The organism is Nocardioides baculatus (assembly GCF_016735675.1).
GTDB lineage: Bacteria > Actinomycetota > Actinomycetes > Propionibacteriales > Nocardioidaceae > Nocardioides > Nocardioides baculatus.
Genome location: NZ_JAERSG010000003.1, coordinates 14914 through 30905, shown reverse-complemented (window position 1 = coordinate 30905; position 15992 = coordinate 14914). Strand labels below are relative to the sequence as shown.

General features: G+C 72.9%; 14 protein-coding genes. 2 read left to right on the top strand and 12 right to left on the bottom strand.

Annotated features, from left to right (window positions below; genetic code table 11):
* Positions 1–4: 4 nt before the first annotated feature.
* From JI751_RS09860 to JI751_RS09815, 10 genes are all read right to left on the bottom strand, one after another.
* Complete coding sequence (locus tag JI751_RS09860) at positions 5–739, bottom strand: lysophospholipid acyltransferase family protein (RefSeq protein ID WP_201935927.1); 735 nt, start codon at positions 737–739, stop codon at positions 5–7.
* Positions 736–1398, bottom strand: coding sequence for a (d)CMP kinase (cmk, locus tag JI751_RS09855; RefSeq protein ID WP_201935926.1), 663 nt, complete (start codon positions 1396–1398; stop codon positions 736–738). Before cmk ends, JI751_RS09860 begins: the two co-directional genes overlap by 4 nt.
* 11 nt (positions 1399–1409) lie before the next feature.
* Positions 1410–2492: a prephenate dehydrogenase gene (locus JI751_RS09850; protein ID WP_201935925.1), complete on the bottom strand. Its 1083-nt coding sequence runs from the start codon at positions 2490–2492 to the stop codon at positions 1410–1412.
* Positions 2485–2862, bottom strand: a complete 378-nt coding sequence (gene aroH / locus JI751_RS09845; protein WP_201935924.1) for a chorismate mutase — start codon at positions 2860–2862, stop codon at positions 2485–2487. Before aroH ends, JI751_RS09850 begins: the two co-directional genes overlap by 8 nt.
* Before the next feature lie 26 nt (positions 2863–2888).
* On the bottom strand, positions 2889–3692 hold the full coding sequence (locus tag JI751_RS09840) for a pseudouridine synthase (RefSeq protein ID WP_201935923.1): 804 nt from the start codon (positions 3690–3692) through the stop codon (positions 2889–2891).
* Positions 3689–4501, bottom strand: coding sequence for an SMC-Scp complex subunit ScpB (gene scpB / locus JI751_RS09835; RefSeq protein WP_201935922.1), 813 nt, complete (start codon positions 4499–4501; stop codon positions 3689–3691). The genes JI751_RS09840 and scpB overlap by 4 nt, the downstream gene beginning before the upstream one ends.
* Positions 4498–5379 carry a segregation and condensation protein A gene (locus JI751_RS09830; RefSeq protein WP_201935921.1) on the bottom strand — a complete coding sequence of 294 codons (882 nt, stop codon included), beginning with the start codon at positions 5377–5379 and terminating at the stop codon, positions 4498–4500. The genes scpB and JI751_RS09830 overlap by 4 nt, the downstream gene beginning before the upstream one ends.
* The gene (locus JI751_RS09825) at positions 5376–5735 is read right to left on the bottom strand and encodes a hypothetical protein (RefSeq protein ID WP_201935920.1); all 360 of its coding nucleotides are present in this window, start codon (positions 5733–5735) and stop codon (positions 5376–5378) included. Before JI751_RS09825 ends, JI751_RS09830 begins: the two co-directional genes overlap by 4 nt.
* Entirely contained in the window at positions 5720–6556 is an 837-nt protein-coding gene (locus JI751_RS09820) for a ParA family protein (RefSeq protein WP_236666094.1), read from the bottom strand. Before JI751_RS09820 ends, JI751_RS09825 begins: the two co-directional genes overlap by 16 nt.
* 753 nt (positions 6557–7309) lie before the next feature.
* Entirely contained in the window at positions 7310–9925 is a 2616-nt protein-coding gene (locus JI751_RS09815) for a DEAD/DEAH box helicase (RefSeq protein WP_201935919.1), read from the bottom strand.
* A 168-nt stretch (positions 9926–10093) separates the two neighbouring features.
* Here JI751_RS09815 and JI751_RS09810 point away from each other — a divergent pair, with 168 nt between their 5' ends.
* Positions 10094–11140 (top strand): ATP-binding cassette domain-containing protein, encoded by a 1047-nt coding sequence (locus tag JI751_RS09810; protein WP_201935918.1) that lies wholly within the window; start codon positions 10094–10096, stop codon positions 11138–11140.
* Entirely contained in the window at positions 11137–11949 is an 813-nt protein-coding gene (locus tag JI751_RS09805; RefSeq protein ID WP_201935917.1) for an ABC transporter permease, read from the top strand. The genes JI751_RS09810 and JI751_RS09805 overlap by 4 nt, the downstream gene beginning before the upstream one ends.
* On the opposite strand, the gene JI751_RS09800 is transcribed toward JI751_RS09805, so the two are convergent.
* Complete coding sequence (locus tag JI751_RS09800) at positions 11936–15064, bottom strand: AfsR/SARP family transcriptional regulator (protein WP_201935916.1); 3129 nt, start codon at positions 15062–15064, stop codon at positions 11936–11938. The two genes, JI751_RS09805 and JI751_RS09800, sit on opposite strands and share 14 nt — an antisense overlap.
* Positions 15064–15984 (bottom strand): site-specific tyrosine recombinase XerD, encoded by a 921-nt coding sequence (xerD, locus tag JI751_RS09795; RefSeq protein WP_201935914.1) that lies wholly within the window; start codon positions 15982–15984, stop codon positions 15064–15066. Before xerD ends, JI751_RS09800 begins: the two co-directional genes overlap by 1 nt.
* Between the last annotated feature and the right edge of the window lie 8 nt (positions 15985–15992).

Below are 15992 nucleotides of genomic sequence, written 5' to 3'. Positions count from 1 at the left end.
CATTTCACTGCTCGACGAGCCCGGTGTCGGGGTCGTCCTCGGATTGTCCCGCAGGAAGGGGCCCGGGCAAGGATCGGCGCGTCTGCGAGAGGGCGCTGTCCAGCTCGGACAGCAGGTGTCCTCGCAACAACACCGACGTGGCGGCCACGTGTTCCCGGGTGCGCGGCCACGGCTGCTGTGTCGTGTGCCACGGCTCACCGAACACGATGTCGATGGGGTCGCCGGACTCGGGGATCGACCGCACGCTGCCGGGGGCCCGCGTGCCGATCAGGGTCACCGGGACCACGGGAGCGCCGGTCACGAGCGCGAAGTAGGCCGCACCGTGGTGGAAGCGGCGGAAGTCGCCGCCGCCCCGCGTGCCCTCGGGGAAGATGCCCAGCACTCCCCCGTCACGCACCACCCGGAGGCCGGTCCGGATCGCACCGGGGTCGGTCGCGTAGCGGTCGAGCGGGATCTGCCCGGTGCCGCGGAGGAAGCCGCCGAGCCTGCCGTCGAACATCTCGCGCTTGGTCAGCGCGTGCACCGGCCGTGGGGCGTACGTCGCCAGCAGCGGGCCGTCGAGGAGACCGATGTGGTTGGCCGCGAGGATCACTCCCCCGCTGGCCGGGACGTGCTCGGCACCGTGGACGGTGACCGGCCACCGCCGGCCCATCACCTGGACCGCGATCGGTCGCATCACGCCGAGGAGCCGCGTCCGCGGGTGCACGACGCTGCCGGTCGGCAGGTCCCGAGCGGTCACGGAGCCGTGGACCCGACCAGGCCCACGATGGTCTCGATGACCTCGTCGAGGGTGAGGTGCGTGCTGTCGACGTGCACGGCGCCGTCGGCCATCGTGAGCGGCGCGGTCGCGCGGCCGGAGTCGATCCGGTCGCGCTCGAGCAGCGACTGCTGGGTGCGCGCCAGGTCGGCGCCGCCCTCCTCGGCCGCGCGCCGCTCGGCGCGGGCGTCGGGGTCGGCGCTCAGGTAGACCTTCACCTCGGCCTGCGGCCACACGACCGAGCCGATGTCGCGACCCTCGACCACGATGCCGCCGTCACCGATGGCTTCGCGCTGGAGCTCGAGCAGGCGGGTCCGCACGGCGGGAACAGCACTGACCGGGCTGACCGCGGCGTTGACCTCGGCGCTGCGGATCTCGACCGACACGTCCACGCCGTCGACGGTGATCGTCGGGGCGAGCGGGTCGGTGCCCGACTCGATGCGGGGGCGGTTCGCGGCGGCCGACACGGCCTCGGCGTCGTGCACGTCGACGCCCTCGCTCAGCAGCCACCAGGTCATCGCCCGGAACATCGCCCCGGTGTCGAGGTAGCGCAGTCCCAGCCGCCCGGCGACGCCGCGCGAGGTGCTCGACTTGCCGGAGCCTGACGTGCCGTCGACGGCGATCACGAGGGAGCTGGTCACGGGCGAGAAGATTACCGGTGCGTGGTCCACCCACGGGATTCGAGAGCGGCGAGCAGGTGCTCGGCCCGGCCCTTCTCGACGACGAGCTCGGTGAGGCCGACGGGACGGCCGGGGTCGTGGTCGATGTGGACGTCCTCGATGTTGACGCCGATCTCGCCGGCGTCGCCGAACAGGCGGGCCAGCTCGCCCGGGTGGTCGGGGACGGACACGAAGACGGACCGCGTCGGACGGGCCGGTCCACCGTGCTTGCCGGGGATGGCCGCCGTGCCGGCGTTGCCGCGCGCGAGGATGTCGACGAGGTCGGCCCCGGCGTCTGCGGAGACAGCCGCCATGAGCGCGTCGAGATCGGCTCGCACCTCGCCCAGCAGGTCGAGCACGGCCCCTGCGTTGGCCTCGAGGATCTGCTGCCAGAGCGCCGGGTCGCTCGCGGCGACGCGCGTGACGTCGCGGACCCCCTGCCCGGACAGCGCGAGGTGCTCCGCGGGCGCGGCGGCGAGCCGGCCGGCGACCAGGACGGCGGCGAGGTGCGGCAGGTGCGAGATGCGGGCGACCGCGCGGTCGTGCTCGGCGGGATCCATCCGCAACGGGGCTGCCCCGCACTCGACGACCAGCGACTCCACCAGCCCGACCGCCGCCGGGTCGGCGTCGGCGTGCGGGGTGACGGCCCACGGTCGTCCGTCGAACAGCGCCGCGCTCGCGGCCAGTGGACCGGATCGCTCGCTGCCGGCCATCGGGTGCGACCCGACGTAGCGGGCCAGGTCGGCGGGCGACACGCGCGCGGCGACCGCGGCCAGCGGTGCCGACTTCACGCTCCCCACATCGGTGACGACGGCGTCGGTGCGGTGGAGCGCGTCGACGACCGCCCCGGCGATCGCCGCCGGTGGGACGGCCACCACGACGAGCTGCGGCCGGTCGGTCGCCGTCGCGGAGCGGCCCGCGCCCAGCCCGGTCGCCGTACGCACGTTCTCCGCCGAGGCGTCACGCAGCACGACCTCGAGGCCGAGTCGGCGGCACACGAGCGCGACGGACGTGCCGATCAGGCCCGCCCCGACGACCTCGACGGGTCCGGTGAGGGCGGGCAGGTCGTCAGTCATGGCTGGTGGTCCGGCTGAGGTCGCGCCGCAGGTTGGCCGCGCCGTGGAGGTAGACGTGGGTGACATCGGCGCGCAGGAGGTCGGTCTCGACATGGGCCATCAGGCGCACGACCCGCGGCATCGACCCCTCGATCTCCAGCTCGCGCGCGCACACCAGCGGGACGTCGGAGAAGCCGAGCTGGCGCGCGGCGTAGGCCGGGAACTCGCTCACGAGGTCGCTGGTCGCGGTGAAGATGATCGAGATGAAGTCGTCGACGTCGAGGCCGTTGGCCTCCATCACGTCCGTCACGAGCTCGGCCACCCGGTCGAGCATGTGCTCACGGGTGTCCTCGTCGAGCTGCGTCGCCCCGCGTACTGCCCTCACTGCCACGGGGAAGACCCTAACGTCGGCGGGCCTCAGAGCTGCGCGCTGTCCATCAGCTCGCCGAGCTCGGCCATCGTCAGCTCGCGCATCTCCCCCGACCGGAGCCGCGCGAGGGTCACCGGACCGATCTCGGTGCGGGTCAGCCGGCGCACCGGGTGGCCGACGTGGTCGAGGAGCCGACGCACGATGCGGTTGCGGCCCTCGTGGATGGTGAGCTCGACGATCGAGCGGTTGCTGCCCTCGCGTCGCGGGTCGCCGCCGACGACGCGCGCCTTGCTGACGGTGACGGGGCCGTCGTCGAGGGTGACGCCGGCGAGCAGCTCGCGGATCGTCCGGACGTGCACCTCGCCGTCGACCTCCGCGACGTAGGTCTTGTCGACCTCGTGCGAGGGGTGTGCCAGGTGCTGGGCGAAGTCGCCGTCGTTGGTGAGGATGATCAGGCCCTCGGTGTCCGTGTCGAGCCGACCGACGTGGAAGAGCCGCTCCGGGCGGTCGGCGACGAGGTCGCCGAGCGTGCGCCGGCCCTCGGGGTCGGACATCGTCGAGACGACGCCGCGGGGCTTGTTGAGGACGAGGTAGACCTTGTCGCTGATCGGCGGCAGCCGCTTCCCCTCGACGCGTACGACCGCCGTGCGGGGGTCGACCTTGGTGCCGAGCCGCGTGACGACCTCACCGTCGACCTCGACCAGGCCGTCGAGCATGAGCTCCTCGCACTTGCGGCGGCTGGCGACGCCGGACTGGGCGAGCAGCTTCTGGAGGCGGATCAGCCCGTCGTCGTCGACGTCCGGCCGCTGGGAGGCGGGCTGCGGGTTGTCCGGCTGGTCGTGGGGCCTCATGTCGTCTCGGTCCCGCCGTCGGGCTCGGTGCCCGCGCCGCTGTGGGGAGACGCGTGGTGCTCGGTCACCTGCGCCGGCACGGGCTCGCTCGGCGCGACCTCGACCGGTGCGGTCTCGACCGGTGCGTCCAGGCCCGCGACGCTGGCGAGCTCGTCCTCGAGGTCGTCCATGTCGGGGAGGTAGGGGGCGAGCTCGGGCAGCTCGTCGAGCGAGGTGATCCCGATGCGCTCGAGGAAGTAGGAGGTCGTGCGGTAGAGGTTCGCGCCGCTCTGCTCGTCCTGCCCGGCCTCCTCGACCAGCCCGCGGCTCAGGAGCGTGCGCATCACGCCGTCGACGTTGACGCCGCGGATCGCGGACACCCGCGCCCGCGAGACCGGCTGCTTGTAGGCGACGACCGAGAGGGTCTCCAGCGCGGCCTGCGTCAGGCGCGCCTGCTGGCCGTCGAGGACGAACGACTCGACGACCCCGGCGAACTCCGGGCGCGAGTAGAAGCGCCAGCCACCCGCGACGGGTCGCAGGTCGAAGCCGCGGCCCTGCTCTGCGTACTCGCTCGCCAGGGCGGCCAGGGCCTCGTCGACGTCGCTGACCGGGTGGCCGACCACGGAGGCGAGGCGCACCGTGCCGAGCGGCTCGTCGGAGACCATCAGGATCGCCTCGAGTGCCGGGCGCAGCTCGGCGACCGCGACGGACAGGGTGTCGACGTCGTCGGTGGTCCCGGACGTGGGCTCCGGCGCGGGCTCGGGCGCGGGCTCCGGCGCGGGCTCCGGCGTGGTCTCGGGGACGTCCGGCTCGCTGGTCTGGTCGGTCACTCATCCGCTCCGTCATGGTCCTGGGGCACGGGAGCATCATCGTCGGCCGCGTCCGCACCGTCGAATTCGTCGGTGATCTCGATGTCGCCGTCGTCGGCGCCGGTCCACCGCACCGTCAGCTCGCCCAGCGGGCTGACCTGGTCGAAGGAGACCGCACCTTCGCGGAACAGCTCGAGCAGCGACAGGAAGCGCGCGACCGTGGTGAGCCGGTCGGGCGAGTCGCCGCAGAGGGCGCGGAAGGTCAACGTCCCGCTGCGCCGCAACCGGTCGGCGACGAGCTGGGCCTGCTCGCGCACGCTGACCTTGGCCGCGTGGATGTGCTGGAGCGAGACCTCGAGCACCGGCTTGGGCTCCATCGCCCGGGCAGCGAGCTGGGCGAACTGCTCGAGCCCGATGCCGATCAGCACCTCCGGCAGGAGGGTCGCGAAGCGCTCCTCCAGGCCGACGGCCCGCGGGTGGCGACGCGACTCGGACGCCAGCCGGTCCTCGAAGACGGACGCCACCTGCTTGAACGCGCGGTACTGCATGAGGCGCGCGAAGAGCAGGTCGCGGGCCTCGAGGAGCGCGAGGTCCTCCTCGTCCTCGACGTCACCCTGGGGCAGCAGCCGGGCCGCCTTCAGGTCGAGCAGCGTGGCCGCCACGACGAGGAACGACGTCGTCACCTCGAGGTCGTAGATCCCGCCGAGGTTCTTGACGTGCGCGATGAACTCGTCGGTGACCTGCGAGAGCGCGACCTCGGTGATGTCGAGCTTGTGCTTGGCGATCAGGCCGAGCAGCAGGTCGAACGGTCCCTCGAAGTTGTCGAGGTGCACGCCGAAGGCGGGAGCCTCGTCGATGCCGCCCGGCTCGAGGACGGCGGTGCCGGGGTCGGAGCTCACTCGTCGAGCAGCCGCTGCACCAGCGCGCTGTCCGTGCCCTGCGCCTCGAGGTCGGCGAGGACGAGCGCCAGCGCCTCACGCACGAGGCGGCCGCGGTCGACCGCCAGGCCGTGGTGGCGGCGCAGCGTCAGCCGGGCGTGCTCGATGTCGAGCAGCTCGTCCGCGGTGACGTAGACCGTCATCTTCTCGTCGTGGCGCACGCGACCGCTGGGGCGCTTCACCCCGGTGTCGGTCTCGGGGGCGTCGTCGGCGACGGCCCGGACGCGGCGCGGGCGCTGCTCCGGTGCGGGCTGCTCGGTGTCGGAGGTCGGCCGGAACAGGTCGTCCGCGGCCGGCATGCTCACTCGGCGGGCCACCGGGTGAGCACCTCCTTGGCCAGCTGGCGGTAGGCGCTCGCCCCGGTCGACGACGAGGCGTAGGACGTGATCGGCTCACCGGCCACGGTGGCGTCGGAGAACTTCACCGTGCGGCGGATCACGGTGTGGAAGACCGTGTCGCCCCAGGCCGAGACCAGCCGCTCCATCACCTCACGGCTGTGGAGCGTGCGCCCGTCGAACATCGTGCCGAGCACGCCGTCGATCTCGAGCTTGGGGTTGAGCCGCTCGCGGACCTTGTCGATCGTGGTCTTGAGCAGGGCCACGCCGCGCAGCGCGAAGTACTCGCACTCCAGCGGCACGATCACGCTGTCGGAGGCAGTCAGCGCGTTGACGGTCAGCAGGCCGAGCGAGGGCTGGCAGTCGATGAGGATGATGTCGTAGTGCTCGATCGCCGGCGCGAGCACCCGCTGGAGCGTCTGCTCGCGGGCCACCTCGTGCACGAGCTGCACCTCGGCGGCGGACAGGTCGATGTTGGAGGGCAGCAGGTCCATGCCCTCGATGCCGGACCCCACGATCACGTCGCCGAGCGTGGTCTCGCGGTCCATCAGCAGGTTGTAGATGGTCGCTTCCATCTCGTGGGGGTTGAGCCCCAGGCCGACCGAGAGCGAGCCCTGCGGGTCGAAGTCGACGAGCAGCACCTTGCGACCAAGCTCGGCGAGCGAGGCGCCCAGGTTGATGGTCGTCGTGGTCTTGCCGACGCCGCCCTTCTGGTTGCACATCGAGATCACGCGCGCATTGCCGTGGCGGGTCAGCGGGGTCGGCTCCGGGAAGTACGGCATCGGCCGGCCGGTCGGGCCCATCGGGGCGTCGAGCGGCGTGGCGTCGGTCGGGGCCACGATGGGCTCCTCGACGGTGCTGCGCTCGAAGGGCAGGGGCTGGGTCACGGAGGGCTCGTCTCGGGGGAAGGTCGACGGGGCGGGCGCGTGGCGAGGTCGGTACATCGGCGGCATCTCGGAGGCACTGCTCCCGACGTTCGAACCGGGGAATCCCGCACCGCTCATGTCTTCTCCTCTGGATTGCTGTGGAGCTCGATTGCACCACGCCGGAGCCTCCGAACTTTGTCGACACGTCGACAGTTCTCGGACCGGCTTCGCACGGACCCTAGGCCCCGGCGCCGCCCTCACCAACACCGACCGGGAGACCCACAGGCAGACGTCTGGATCTGTGTACGACGCCCCGGTGCTCTGCACAGGGACCGGCCTCCCTGTGCACAACCCTGTGCACTGCCGCGTTCTCCGCCCTAGGGCCTTGTTGGGTGGCGGCACACGACATGCCCGGCCGCCTGGGTGGCGGCACACGCCATGTCCAGACGGTGATCCAATGTCGTCTGCCGCCACCCACTGCTGGAGGCCTTCTTGGGTGGCGGCACACGACATGCCTGGGCGTCTGGGTGGCGGCACACGACATGTCCAGACGGTCATCCGACGTCGTCTGCCGCCACCCACAGCCAGCCAGATGTCGTCTGCCGCCACCCACAGCCAGCCAGATGTCGTCTGCCGCCACCCACAGCCAGCCAGATGTCGTCTGCCGCCACCCACCAGGGCGGACCGGGGTCAGTCGAGCCGGCGCATGGCCGTCGTCGCGAGCACCAGCTCGCCGGCCTCGTCGGTCGCGTCGCAGTCCACGGTGGCCTCGATCACCCAGTCGTGGTGGCCCTCCGGGTCGTGGATCGTCTGGCGTACGTCGCGCAGCCGGGACGTCACGCCCTCCTCGGCGCCGACGGGCTCCCCCACCCGCTCGTCGGCCACCACCAGCAGGTCTGGGCCGCGGGCGTCGCCGTCGGTGAGGACGGAGTCGTGCTCGGCGTAGTAGGCCTCGATCGCCGCGTCCCACACGGAGCGGCCGACCACGACCTGGCGTGGGGGCTCGGTGCGGTCGGCGGCCGCGCGCTCGAGGCGGACGAGCACGTCGAGGTCGTCGCGGGCGACCGCGTCGACGCGCGCCCACATCGCGTTGCGGAGCATCACCCGGAACGGGCGCTCCTGCCTGGACAGCGGCCGCGGCGGTGGCGGCGGCTCGTGGTGGGCGACCGCGCTGGAGGCGTGGTCGGGGTCCGACAGCGCCTCCCACTCGTCGAGCAGCGAGGAGTCGGTCTGCCGCACCGTCTCCCCCAGCCACTCGATGACGTCCTCGACCTCGGGCGCCCGGTGCGCCTCGGGCACCGAGTGCCGCAGCGTCTTGTAGGCGTCGGTGAGGTAGCGCAGGACCAAGCCCTCGGACCGGGCGAGCTGGTAGCGGCCGACGACGTCGGTGAACCCCATCCCGTTCTCCCACATCTCCCGCACGACCGACTTCGGCCCCAGCGCGTCGTCCGGGAGCCAGGGGTGGGTCTGCCGGTAGGTCTCGTAGAGCGCCTCGAGGAGCCCGCGCAGCGGCTGCGGCCAGGTGATCTCCTCCAGCAGCGCCATCCGCTCGTCGTACTCGATCCCGTCGGCCTTCATCTCCCCGATCGCCTCCCCGCGGGCGGCGTGCTGCTGGGCCATCAGGATCTGCCGCGGCGCCTCGAGCACCGACTCGACGATCGAGACGACGTCCAGGGAGTACGTCTCGGACTCGGGGTCGAGCACGTCGAAGGCGGCCAGCGCGAAGTGCGCCAGCGGCTGGTTGATGGCGAAGTCCTCGGGCAGGTCGACGGCCAGGACGTAGCGGCGCCCGAAGCGGTCCGGCTCGTCGAGCCGCGTGACGATGCCGGTGCGGACCAGCGAACGCGACAAGCGCAGCGCCCGGCGGGCCAGACGCAGCCGCCCCCGCTGCCCCTCGTGGCCCTCCATCACCAGTCGTCGCATCACAGCGAAGGCGTCCTCCTCGCGCGCGACGACGTTGACCAGCATCGCGTTGTCGACCTTCATCCGGCTGCTCAGCCGCTCGGGCACGCCCGCGACGAGCTTGTCGAAGGTCTGCTCGGTCCACACGACGGTGCCCTCGGGCGCCTTCTTGAGCTGTGCCTTCGACTTCTTCTTCCCCGCAGCCACGCGGGCGGCGATCTTCGCCTTCTGCTGCTCGTTGTCGATCACGTGCTCCGGAGCCTGTACGACGACGTAGCCGGCCGTGTCGAAGCCCGCCCGGCCGGCGCGGCCGGCGATCTGCTGGAACTCCCGCGTCCGGAGCACCCGCTGCCGGTTGCCGTCGAACTTGGCCAGTCCGGTGAAGAGGACGGTGCGGATCGGCACGTTGATGCCGACCCCGAGGGTGTCGGTGCCGCAGATGACGCGGAGCAGTCCCGCCTGGGCGAGCGTCTCGACGAGCCGGCGGTACTTCGGCAGCATCCCGGCGTGGTGGACGCCGATGCCGTTGCGGACCAGCCGCGACAGGGTCTTGCCGAAGCCGGCACCGAAGCGGAACGCTCCGATCCGCTCGGCGATCGCCTCCTTGTCGACCGTGAGCCCGTTCGCGCCGACCTTCGACTTCAGCAGGTTGGTGGCGTGCTCGACGGCCGCCGCCTGGGTGAAGTGGACGACGTAGACCGGGTCCTGCCCGGTCGTCACCAGCTCCTCGAGGGTCTCGTCGAGCGGTTCCATCGACCAGCGGAAGCTCAGCGGGACCGGGCGCTCGGCGTCGTCGACGACCGCCGTGTCGCGCCCGGTGCGCTCCTTGAGGTCGTCGACGAAGAAGGAGACATCACCGAGGGTGGCGGACATCAGGAGGAACTGCGCGTCGAGCAGCTCGAGCAGCGGCACCTGCCAGGCCCATCCGCGGTCGTGCTCGGAGTAGTAGTGGAACTCGTCCATCACGACCAGCCCGACGTCGGCGGACCGGCCCTCGCGCAGGGCGATGTTGGCCAGGATCTCGGCGGTGCAGCAGATGATCGGGGCGTCGGGGTTCACCGCCGCGTCGCCGGTGAGCATGCCGACGTTGTCGGCGCCGAAGACCTCGATCAGGGAGAAGAACTTCTCGCTCACCAGCGCCTTGATCGGCGCGGTGTAGAAGCTGACCTCGTCCCGGGCGAGGGCGGCGGCGTGCGCGCCGAGGGCGACCAGCGACTTCCCCGACCCGGTCGGGGTCGCGAGGATCACGTGGTTGCCGCCGAGCAGCTCGATGACCGCCTCGTCCTGGTGCGGGTAGAGGCCGAGGCCCTGGTCGGCCACCCAGCTCGCGAAGGCGTCGTACACCGTGTCGGGGTCGGCGCCGGTCGGGATCCGGGTGTCGAGTCTCGCTGCGGCATCCGGCATGCCCCGATCCAACCACCTGCCGGTCCAGGGTCGGGTTTCACCGTGGCGGTCGGCGCGCAACCGCCGTGAAACCGGGCGGGGCCACGCTTCGACCATGAAGACACCCCACGGCGTTCTCGCCCTCCTCCGCTTCGCTCCCCCGGCCGACAACCCCGCAGGGACCCCGTCATGAACTCACCCACCACCCAGCCCGCCGTCCGGGCAAGCGGGCTCGTGAAGAGCTTCGGCGACCACCGCGCCGTCGACGGCGTCGACCTCGAGGTCCACCGCGGCGAGGTCTTCGGCGTGCTCGGCCCGAACGGCGCCGGCAAGACCACGATGCTCAAGATGCTTGCCACCCTCCTGCCGATCGACGGCGGCACCGGCGAGGTCTTCGGCCACGACGTCGCCACCGAGCCCCACCTGGTCCGCCAGCTCCTCGGCGTCACGGGGCAGTACGCCTCGGTCGACGAGAACCTGACCGCGACCGAGAACCTGTGGCTGTTCGCCCGCCTCCAGGGCCTGGGCCGCGCCGAGGCGCGGCAGCGCGGGGCCCGCCTGCTCGAGCAGTTCGACCTCACCGAGGCCGCGTCCAAGCCGATCTCGGCCTTCTCCGGCGGCATGCGACGGCGCCTCGACCTCGCGGCCAGCCTGATCACCCGTCCGCCGCTGATCTTCCTCGACGAGCCCACCACCGGGCTCGACCCGCGCACTCGCGGCCAGATGTGGGACACGATCCGCGAGCTCGTCACCGAGGGCAGCACCGTGCTGCTCACCACGCAGTACCTCGACGAGGCCGACCAGCTCGCCGACCGGATCGCCGTGATCGACCACGGCCGCAAGGTCGCCGAGGGCACCGCCGACGAGCTCAAGTCGTCCGTCGGCCGCTCGACGCTGCAGCTCCAGCTCGTCGACCCCTCCGACCTGCCGACCGCCTCCGCGCTGGCCCAGCAGCTGCTCGGCGAGGAGCCCACGCTCACCCCGGAGTCACGTCGGGTCACCGTCGCCCTCCAGCGCACCGACCAGTCCGTCGACCTGCTCGTCGCGCTCCGCGACCGGGGCGTCGCGATCGAGTCGGTGACCGTCCAGAAGCCCTCCCTCGACGAGGTCTTCCTCGCCCTCACCGGTCACGACACCGGCGAGGACACCGGCGAGGACACCGCCGAGGACACCGCCGACCAGCCCACCCAGAACACCCAGAACACCCAGCCCCAGGACATGGAGGCCTCCCGATGACCACCCTGAGCCCCGAACGGCCCGACACCGTCGACCTCGCCCCGCACGTCAGCCTCTCCGACACGATCTCGCAGACCATGACGCTCGCCTGGCGGGCGACCGTCAAGATGCGCCGCAGCCTGGAGGTGATGTTCGACGTCACCATCCAGCCGCTGATCTTCACCGCGATGTTCGCCTACATCTTCGGCGGCGCGATCTCCGGCGACGTCGGCAGCTACCTGCCGCTCATCATCCCCGGCCTGATCGGCCAGACCGTGCTCACGGCGTGCGTCGCGACCGGCGTACAGCTGCGCACCGACCTCGACTCCGGCGTCTTCGACCGGTTCAAGGTGCTGCCCATCGCGCGCATCGCGCCGCTGGCCGGGCCGATGGTCGCCGACATGCTGCGCTACCTCATCGCCGCGGTGCTCACCTTCACCGTCGGCATCGCGATCGGCTACCGCCCGGGCGGTGGCTTCGCAGGCGTGGCCGGCGCGATCCTGCTCGCCGTCGTCGCGGGCTGGTCGTTGGCCTGGATCTTCACCTTCTTCGGCCTGGTCGGGCGCAACGCCCAGGGCGTGCAGGGGATCTCCCTGCTGGTGATGTTCCCGCTGACGTTCCTGTCCAACGCGTTCGTCCCGACCGACACGATGCCCCGCCCGCTGGAGGCCTTCGCCGAGGTCAACCCGGTGTCGCTGGTGATCACCGCGCTCCGCGACCTCGCCAACCGCGGCGAGGTGACGGGCGCGGTCGGCTGGGCGCTCGTCGGTTGCGCGGTCGTGGTGGCGATCTTCGCCCCGCTGTCCGTACGCCGCTTCAAGAAGATGTGAGCCACAGGCGCCGCAATCGGTCCACGACCTCTGCGGCGCCGGGCAGCAGGTCCGGGCCGGGGCGGTCGGCCAGCTCCTCGACGAGCTGGTCGACCCGTCCCGGCACCGCTGCGTCGGCGAGCTCCACGAGCGGCTCCCACGCCATCACCGGGATGCTGCGGTTGTAGGCCCATCGGTGCGCGATGGCGAGCAGGCGTACGCCGTCCTCGTGCTGCTCGGGCGGCCCGAAGCGCAGCACCCACGTGCCGAGCGCGACCAGCATCACGCCGTTGAGGGGCAGGTCGGCGAACCAGAGGGACCCGTCGACGAGGGCGGCCGACGAGCCGAGCAGCAGGTCGCGCAGCTCGCTCGCCCGCGGGTCGACGTCGAGGCCGCCGTGCCGGGCACGTGCCACCAGGGCGGCCGATGCCGCCAGCATCAGCCACGGGTTGATGCCGGCCGCGGGGTCGGACTCGACCACCATCTCGACGATGTCGTCGTAGCGCCGGATCGCGCCCGCGTGGTCGCCGCGGGCGAGGGCGAGCTCCGCCTGCGCGGTGAGCCACGTGAGGCGGGCACCCATCTGGGCCGTCTCGCCGTCGGGCTCCCCGAAGTCCGCCAGCATCGCGGCGGCACGGTCGACGTCGCCGTCGAGCAGAGGGGCGATCGCGGTCGCCATCCGCAGGCTGTACGCGTCGGTCACCGAGTGCACGCGCTCGAGCAGGGGCCACGCGATCTCGGCGTGCTCGGCGGCGCGGTGGTGGTCGCCGACCGCCATGGCCAGCTGGCTCAGCTCGGCGTGGAGCGACGCGGTGAGGTAGGGCGGCAGCGGGCCGAGGGCGAGCGCCTGCTCGGCCCGGGCGCGGGCGGTCTCCACGTCGCCGACGTTCTCCCCCACGATGGCGGCCCACATCAGCAGCGCACCGGCCATCGCGGTCGGCTGGGTGGAGGCGACCTCACTGAGCCGCGCAGAGACGTCCGCCGGCTCGCTCGCGACGTGGACGGTGTGCCCGATGAGGCCCCAGGGGCCGACCGGTCGCTCGCCCTGCAGGAGCAGGTCGCGCAGCCCGCTGAGGTCGACGCTGGGCATCCAGCTCAGGTGGATCATCAGCACGCCGGCCGCCTCCTGGGCGTCCGGGAGCAGGTCGACGGGCACCTCCCAGCCGGTGAGCAGCTCCGCGGCCGGGTCGCACACCGCGAAGACCCGCGGCTGGTCACCGGTGATCGTCCAGACGCTCCCGAGCAGCGCCACCAGTCGGGCGACCACCGCGCGGTCACCGACCGACAGCGCGTGCCGCAGCACGTCGGTCAGGTTGTTCTGCTCGCGCACCAGCGCGTCGAGCAGCGCGACCTGGTGCTCGGCCACGACGAGGTCGACGGCGCGCTCCGCGTGCTCGAGCGCCCACCGCCGCTGCGCGGCGACCGCGTCGTCGTGCTCACCGGCCGCGACCAGCCGGGTCGCGGCGTACTCCCGGATCGTCTCCAGTGCGCGGAAGCGTGCGCCCCCGGCGCCCTCCCCCATCACGAGCAGCGACTGCTCGACGAGCACGCCGACCAGGTCGGGGCCGTCGGTCCCCAGCACGCTCGTCGCGGTCGCCCGGTCGAACCCGTCCTGGAAGACCGACAGCCAGGCCAGGGCCCGTTGCTCGTCGGGTGCCAGCAGGTCCCACGACCACGCGATGACGGCCTCGAGCGTGCGGTGCCGGTCGGGGGTGCTGCGGTCGCGGCTGCGCAGGGCGGCGAAACGGTCGTCGAGCGCGGCGGCCACCTCGGCGACGGTCATCGTACGCACGCGGGCCGCGGCGAGCTCGACGGCCAGCGGGAGCCCGTCGAGGCGCTCGACCACCTCACGCACGGCCTCCGGGTCGAGCACGGCGTCGGGCCGCGTCGCCGTCGCCCGGCGGACGAACAGGTCCGCGGCGTCGGCCGGCGACAGCTGGGTGAGCGGCACGGCGCGCTCGGCGGCGAGCCGCAGCGGTGCCCGGCTCGTCGCCAGCACCTGCAGGTCGCGCGTGGTCGCCAGCAGGAACGCCACCAGCGCCGCCACCGGCTCCAGCACGTGCTCGCAGTTGTCGAGCACGAGCAGGGTCGGCCCCGCGTCCAGCTCGGCGGCGATCCGACTGCGTACGTCGGCCTGCTGGGCCGGGGTGAGGATCGCGCGGGTCGTGACCGAGCCGCGTACGCCCAGGCCGGCACCCACGGCCGCCACCACGTCGTCGCCCGCGCCCACACCGACCAGCTCGACCACCCGCACGTGCGGCAGCGTCGACTCGCGCGCGAGCGCCTGGGCCACGCTCGTCTTGCCGATCCCGCCCGGGCCGAGGACCGTCACGAGCCGCGACGTCGCGAGGGCGGACCGGAGCCGGGCCAGGTCGTCGTCGCGCCCGAGCAGCCGCTCACCGTCGTACCTCAGACCGGTGCGCACCGGGTCGTCGGCGGCGAGGAGCTCGCGGTGGAGGTGCTGGAGCTCGGGCGCGGGGTCGACGCCGAGCCGCTCGGCGAGGTCCTCGCGGTAGGCCTCGTAGCGGCCGAGCGCCACCGCCGGTCCGCCGAGCGCCGCCATCGTGCGCAGCAGGTCGCCCAGCACACCGGCGTCGTCGACCCAGCGCGCAGCGGCGGCCTCCAGCAGCGGCAGCGCCTCGGCGTGCCGGCCCTGCCGGGCGAGGGCCCGGCCGAGCACGTCGTCCGCAGCCGCCAGTGTCCGGGTCGTCAGGTCCCGCAGCGTGGCCAGCGGGCCCGACGGCTCGTCCTCCAACGACCCGGCCAGGCCACGGGCGGCCTCGGCGCGGGCCGCGGCGCCCACGGCGTCGCCTGCCCGCAACAGGTCGCGCGCCTCCGCGACGTGAAGGCCGAGCGCCAGCGCGTCGACCTCGTCGGGCCGCAGCCCCAGGCGGTAGCCGTTCTCGGTCAGCTCGATGACGTCGGATGAGGTGGCCGAGCGCAGGCGGGACACCAGCACCTGGAGGGCCTTGCCCGGGTTGGCCGGGGGTGCGTCCTCCCAGACCTGCTCGACGAGGTGGGCGACGCTCAGCCCGCGCGGCTCGAGGACCAGCGCGGCGAGCAGCGCCTGCGGGCGCGCCCCGACCAGCGGTGCGCCGTCCCAGCTCGGCTGGCCGAGCAGCCGCAGGCGGACCATCACTCCCGCGCCCGCGGGTGCGCGGTGGCGAAGACCTCGCGCAGGTTGTCGACCGTGACGAGCGTGTAGACCTGCGTCGTGGTCACGGAGGCGTGCCCCAGCAGCTCCTGCACCACGCGTACGTCCGCGCCGCCGTCCAGCAGGTGCGTGGCGAAGGAGTGGCGCAGCGTGTGCGGCGACACCGAGGCCGTGACGCCCGCACGCTCGGCGGCCTTCACCAGCACCGCCCAGGCACTCTGCCGCGACAGGCGGCCGCCGCGCGAGTTGAGGAACATCGCAGGTCCGCCACGTCCGGCGCCGACGATCTCCGGCCGGGCGCGGGCCAGGTAGGCGGCGACCGCATCCCGGGCGTAGCCGCCGACCGGCACCAGCCGCTCCTTGCCGCCCTTGCCGCGCAGCAGCACCGTGCCGTCGACCGCGTCGAGGTCGTCGACGTCGAGGCCGACGGCCTCGGAGATCCGCGCGCCGGTGCCGTAGAGCAGCTCGAGCAGCGCCCGGTCGCGCAACGCCAGCACCGTGTCGGGTGCGCCGGCCGCCTCGAGGATCGCCTCGACGTCGGACAGCGGCAACGCCTTGGGCAGCCGCTTCGCCGGGGTCGGCGGCTTCACCGCCGCGGCCGGGTCGGCCACGGCGAGCCCGTCGGACACGGCGAACTTGTGGAAGCCGCGCACCGCCACCACGGTCCGGGCGGCCGAGGTCGCACTGAGCGGTGGGTGGCCCTCGCTCCCCTCACGCAGGCTCACCAGGAACGCGGCCACCGTCTGCTCGGTGACCGCGTCCAGGTCGTCGATCCCCTGCGCGGCGAGGAACTCGTCGTACCGGCCCAGGTCGCGCCGGTAGGAGCTGAGGGTGTTGGCGGCCAGGCCGCGCTCGACCGTGAGGTGGTCGAGGTACGTGCGGACGGCCCGGCCGAGACTCACCCGGGCAC